4 protein-coding genes are annotated in these 5,483 nt (G+C 49.7%); all 4 read right to left on the minus strand.

Annotated features, from left to right (window positions below; genetic code table 11):
* Positions 1-51 precede the first annotated feature (51 nt).
* Genes KDK19_RS19075 through KDK19_RS19090 form a run of 4 tightly spaced genes read right to left on the minus strand, consistent with a single transcriptional unit; the run spans position 52 to position 5,427 of the window.
* Entirely contained in the window at positions 52-1,647 is a 1,596-nt protein-coding gene (locus tag KDK19_RS19075) for an ABC transporter ATP-binding protein (RefSeq protein ID WP_257292632.1), read from the minus strand.
* Between the two features lie 3 nt (positions 1,648-1,650).
* Entirely contained in the window at positions 1,651-2,703 is a 1,053-nt protein-coding gene (locus KDK19_RS19080; RefSeq protein ID WP_257255231.1) for an ABC transporter permease, read from the minus strand.
* 1 nt (position 2,704) lies between these two features.
* Positions 2,705-3,793: a microcin C ABC transporter permease YejB gene (locus tag KDK19_RS19085; RefSeq protein WP_257255230.1), complete on the minus strand. Its 1,089-nt coding sequence runs from the start codon at positions 3,791-3,793 to the stop codon at positions 2,705-2,707.
* Between the two features lie 2 nt (positions 3,794-3,795).
* A complete protein-coding gene (locus tag KDK19_RS19090; RefSeq protein ID WP_257292633.1) occupies positions 3,796-5,427 on the minus strand; it encodes an extracellular solute-binding protein in 1,632 nt (543 codons plus the stop codon).
* Between the last annotated feature and the right edge of the window lie 56 nt (positions 5,428-5,483).

The following is a 5,483-nucleotide window of genomic DNA, read 5'->3' on the forward strand; positions in this document are numbered from 1 at the left end:
GTCCTACTGCGGTTGCAATCCTCGCTACGGACGCTTAAGTCCGACAGGCTGCTAGTAGCTTTCGAAAGCGGCTTCAAGCAGCTCGCAGGTGTATTCCGTTTGAGGATGGTGAAAGATCTGTTCGGTTGAGCCCTGCTCAATAATCTCACCGTCCTTCATCACCAGAATCCTGTGGCTCATGGCTTTTACAACCGCAAGGTCGTGGCTGATAAAGATATAGCTAAGATTGTGTTTTTTCTGCAGGTCTCTTAACAGCTTTATGACTTGAGACTGGACAGTCCTGTCCAGAGCAGAGGTGGGCTCATCAAGAATAATCAGTCTGGGCTTGAGGACCAGAGCTCTGGCTATGGCGATGCGCTGTCTCTGTCCGCCAGAAAACTCATGGGGATAACGGTGTCGCCATTGAGGATTAAGGCCGACCTCTGTCATGGCTTTTATGATCAGCTCGTCTCGTTCTCCGTTGCTGGCGAGCTGATGGATATCCAGTCCTTCGCCAATGATGTCAGCGATGGTCATTCTCGGGCTCAGACTGCCGTATGGGTCCTGAAAAACAACCTGCATCTGTCGTCGGTAAGGACGACACTGTTTTTGGCTCAGGGAGTGAAGGGCATCACCTTTAAAGTAGATCTGACCCTGACTCTCCAGCAGTTTCAGGAGCGCCATCCCGAGTGTGGTTTTTCCGGAACCGGATTCACCTACAATACCCAGTGTTTCACCTTCAGCGACTGAGATAGAGAGGTCCGTTACAGCTTTGATATGGTCGACGGTTTTGCGGAAGAATCCGGCTTTTACCGGAAACCAGACCCTTATATCCCGCCCCTCAATGATTTTATTCTGCGCCCGGGACACAGGTTCCGGTTCACCGGATGGCTCGGCATTGAGCAGTTCTACGGTGTAAGGATGCTTTGGTTGATTGAACACTTCTCCCGTGGCACCGGTTTCCACCAGTTCTCCGTTTTTCATGACACAGATTCGATGAGAAACATGGTGAATCAGGTTTAGATCATGACTGATAAACAAAATGGCCATACCCATTTTCTGCTGTAGTTCGGCCAGCAGCGACAGAATCTGTCTTTGTACCGTCACGTCCAGTGCAGTTGTGGGCTCATCGGCAATCAGGACTTTTGGCTCGCAGGCCAGAGCCATAGCAATCATGGCTCTTTGACGCTGACCACCCGACAGTTCGTGGGGATAGGCTGAAAGCTTTTTGGCTGGCTCCTGAATGCCCACCAGTTCAAGCAGCTCCAAAGCACGCTGACTGGCCTGTTCAGGATGCATGCCCAGGTGCAGACTGAGTACTTCACAGATCTGTTTATCTATCGTGTGCAGAGGGTTAAGGGCGGTCATGGGTTCCTGAAAAATCATACCGATCTGGTTTCCACGAACGCCTCTGATCTCCCTTTCTGATAAGGCCAACAGGTCTTTACCATCAAACAGTATCTCACCCTGGTGACTGGCATTTTCAGGAAGCAGTTGCAGTATGCTCAGGGCAGAAATGGATTTACCGGAGCCGGACTCGCCCACCAGACCCAGCGTCTCTCCCGGAAACAGTTCAAAACTGATGCTTTTTACCGCGTCGCTGCTGCTGCCGCCGCCCTGATTGAAGCGAATTTTCAGGTCTTTGATCTCGAGCAGGGAAGTTGTCATTGTTTAGTGACCTGTAACGTATTTGCGTGGATCAAGGGCGTCACGGGTAGCTTCCCCAATAAACACCAGCAGGGTCAGCATCACTGACATCACCATGAAGGCTGTAATTCCCAGCCATGGTGCTTGAAGGTTGTTCTTGCCCTGGGCGATCAGCTCACCCAATGAAGGCGATCCGGCTGGCAGGCCAAAACCCAGGAAGTCCAGTGACGTCAGGGTGGTGATGGCTCCGGTGAGAATAAAGGGCATGAAAGTGATCGTTGCTATCATGGCGTTGGGTAGAATATGGCGGAACATAAGTCTGCCATCGGTCATCCCAAGTGCCCTGGCGGCCCGGACGTATTCCAGATTCCGTCCGCGCAAGAATTCCGCACGAACCACATCGACCAGAGCCATCCAGGAAAACATCAGCATAATCCCAAGCAACCACCAGAAGCCGGGTTCGACAAAACTGGAAAGAATGATCAGCAGATACAGGCTGGGCATACCTGACCAGACTTCAATAAACCGTTGCCCGATAAGATCTGTTCTCCCACCATAAAATCCCTGCATAGCGCCAACGGCAACCCCTATGAGAGAGCTGAACAGCGTTAGAATCAGTCCAAAAAGCACAGAAATTCTAAAACCGTAAATGACTCGGGCCAGAACATCTCTGCCCTGGTCATCGGTCCCCAGCAAATTCTCTGGCGTGGGAGGTGCCGGGGCAACACGGGCATAGTTGATCGTGTCGTAGCTGTAATGAATCGGTGGCCAGAGCATCCAGCCGTGGGGCTCGATCAGTTCTTTTGCGTAGTCCTGACGATAATCCATTTCCAGTTCAAACTCGCCACCAAACGCTGTTTCTGGGTAGATATGGAAAATAGGGGTATAGATTTCACCTTTGAAATAAACCAGAAGCGGCTTATCGTTGGCAATCAGCTCGGCAAATAAAGTGGTGAAAAACAGGAAACCGAAAATCCAGAGAGAGTAATAGCCCCGTCGATTGCTTTTGAAGCTTTTCCAGCGTCGCTGGTTAAGAGGGCTTATACGGGAAGGTTTTATGATTTGAGACGATGCCATCTTAATCCCTCGCCTCAAAATCAATTCTCGGGTCAACCAGCATGTAGGTCAGATCTCCCAGCAGTTTTACCACCATGCCTATCAGGGTGAAGATAAAGAGAGATCCGAAGACCACGGGGTAATCTCGATTAATGGCGGCTTCATATCCGAGCAGGCCAAGGCCATCCAGTGAAAAAATAATTTCAATCAGCAGCGAGCTGGTGAACAGAATGCCAATGAGAGCCGCCGGGAATCCGGATATCACCAGCAGCATGGCGTTTCTGAAAACATGGCCGTACAGTACTTGATGATCATCCAGACCCTTGGCCCGGGCTGTCTGTACATACTGGCGATGAATCTCATCGAGAAAAGAGTTTTTAGTCAGCATTGTTAATGTTGCAAAGCCACCAATAACAATACAGAAAACCGGAAGAACCATATGCCAGGCATAATCTGCCAGTTTGCCAATAAGGCTAAGCTGGTCAAAGTTTTCCGATGTTAATCCGCGCAATGGAAAGAAATTCCAGTAACTGCCACCGGCAAAGAGCACGATGAGCAGGATTGCCAGTAGAAAGCTCGGAATGGCATACCCCGTAGTGATGACCGCGCTGGTCCAGACATCGAACGGGCTACCATGTTTTAATGCTTTTCGAATCCCCATAGGAATGGAGATCAGATAGATCAGCAAGGTACTCCATAATCCAAGAGAGATGGAGACAGGTAATTTCTCTTTGATGAGGTCAACGACTTTCGCATCTCTGAAAAAAGAGTCGCCAAACTCAAAGCGAGCATAGTTGAGTACCATCTGGATAAAACGCTCATAGGCCGGTTTGTCAAAGCCGTAAAGCTTTTCAATGTCTTTGATCAGTTCCGGATCCAGTCCCCGCCGTCCGCGGTACTCACCGGATTCGTCCACGCTTACCTGTTGGATCTCAGCACTGCCTGAACCTCCGATACGGCTGATGGCATTGATTTCAAAACCTTCCAGTTTGGCAATCATCTGCTCAACAGGTCCACCCGGTGCGGCCTGAATGATGACAAAGTTCAATAACAAAATACCGAATAGTGTCGGAATCATTAACGCCAGTCGGCGCAGAATATAGCTTTTCATAATCAGATCTGACGTTTTGAACGACGTATCAACCAACCCAGAATCAGGATGGCTAACAGAATGCCAGCAGGCCAGACCGGCATGCCTTTATTGTCCTCATCTTTGTTTGAGCCATCGTCGGTTGTGTCTGAAGCCCTGATGATTGTTGGTTCCATCCACCAGGAGTCCAGGTCAAACTGGTAAAGTGGTTCCTGATCAGGAGTGCTCAGGGGATGCTTGAGCGGTTTCCAATAGGCGATTCTGTTACTGGCCAGATACCATTGGGGAATCATGTATGCATTCCAGAGCAAAACCCTATCCAGAGCTTTAACGGCGGCAACGAGATTTTCTCTGGACCCGGCATTAATCACTTCCTTGATCAGACCATCGACCACCGGGTTTTTAATGCCTATCAGATTTCGGCTTCCTGGCTGATCCGCTGATTCGCTGCTCCAGAAGTCCTTTTGCTCATTTCCGGGCGAACTGGATTGAGGAATGCGACTGACCAGCATGTCGAAGTCGAAGCTTCTGAGCCGGTTTATATATTGTGAAATATCCACGATTCGCAGACTAGCATTGATCCCCATGGCCTCAAGGTTTTTCTTCAGAGGCAGGGCTACTTTCTCCATACTTGAATCGTATAGAAGAATCTCAAATTCGAAAGGCTTGCCATTTTTCCTGAGAGAACCGTTTTCCAGTTTCCAGCCTGCCTGTGCCATCAAAGAGAGAGCTTGGCTCAGCTGACTTCGGATTCTGCCACTGCCATCCGTGTTGGGCAGTTTGAAGGACTCGCTGAATAACTCAGCGGGCAGTTGATCTCGCCAGGGCTCAAGGTAAGCCAGTTCTTTACCCTCGGGAATACCCGTTGCTTCCATATCAGAGTTGGCAAAATAACTCTGTGTCCTGGTGTAGCTGTTGTAGAACAGATTCTTGTTAAGCCACTCGAAGTCCATAGCGTAATTCAAAGCTTTTCGAACTCTCACGTCCTCGAAAATATCTCTGCGCAGGTTAAAAACAAATCCCTGCATCCCCTGAGGGGCTTTGGTTGGAAAGGACTCCTGAATCAGGTCACCTTTTTTAACCGCCGGAGAGTCGTAGGCGGTGGCCCAGTTCCTGGCAATATTTTCAAAGCGAAGATCGTATTCGCCGGCTTTCAGGGCTTGCAGTGCTACGTTGGCATCCCGGTAATAGTCGTAACGACGCACATCAAAGTTGTAACGGCCTCTGCTGACCGGCAGATCTTTACCCCAGTAGTCATCAACTCTTTCGTAGACAATGCTGCGACCCGCTTCGGCAGAACGGATTTTGTAGGGGCCACTGCCCAAAGGTTGAGTCAGGTTGGCCTCTTCAAAGTTATTCGATTGTGTTTCCCAGAAGTGTTTTGGAAGTACCGGGAGTTGGGAAATGATCAGGGGAAGTTCAGGGTTACGGTTGTGTTTGAAAACGAAGCGGACACTGCGTTTGGACAAGCTCTCTGCCTTGGCAATATCGCCATAGTAAGCCCGGTAAAACGGTGAGCCTTTATCCCTGAGCAGTTCAAAGCTGTAAACGACATCGTTAGCGGTGATCGGTTGTCCGTCGTGAAACCGGGCTTTAGAATTCAAATGGAAAGTGATGCCACTGTTATCAGTGGCAGGCTCTGCATATTCAGCCACCAGGCATCCTGTGATTACACCGCTCTATGCTCTGGATCTGACTACATGGTGGCATG

Origin of the sequence: Endozoicomonas sp. ONNA1, from assembly GCF_024606325.1 — a bacterium.
Taxonomy (GTDB): domain Bacteria; phylum Pseudomonadota; class Gammaproteobacteria; order Pseudomonadales; family Endozoicomonadaceae; genus Endozoicomonas_A.